Origin of the sequence: Xanthobacter autotrophicus ATCC 700552, assembly GCF_043194565.1 — a bacterium.
GTDB lineage: Bacteria > Pseudomonadota > Alphaproteobacteria > Rhizobiales > Xanthobacteraceae > Xanthobacter > Xanthobacter autotrophicus_F.
Genome location: NZ_JBAFVS010000101.1, coordinates 1 through 310 on the forward strand (window position 1 = coordinate 1; position 310 = coordinate 310).

1 protein-coding gene is annotated in these 310 nt (G+C 69.7%); it reads left to right on the top strand.

The window, feature by feature from the left end; genetic code table 11:
• The coding region (locus V5F48_RS25090; RefSeq protein WP_394260666.1) for an EamA family transporter at positions 1 to 310 on the top strand (310 nt) is incomplete at both ends.

Here is a 310-nt window from a genome sequence, read left to right on the forward strand (position 1 = left end):
CCTGTCCCGAGCCGCTTTGCGGCTGCCAGCCGTCGAGGCGCCGCTGCGGCGGATGGACATGCCCTGGCTTGCCCTGGTCATCGTCGCCGGAGGCCTCCTTGCTCCTCTGCTGCTCATGTTCGGCCTATCCCTCACCGACGCGGCGTCGGCCTCGCTGCTGCTCAACCTGGAAGGCCTCGCCACCATGGGCATCGCCTGGCTGGTGTTCCGCGAGAACGTGGACCGGCGGCTCCTGCTCGGTGCGTTCGCCATCCTCGCGGGTGCCGTCCTCCTGTCGTGGGAGGGGCATCTGTCCTTGCAATGGGGGGCG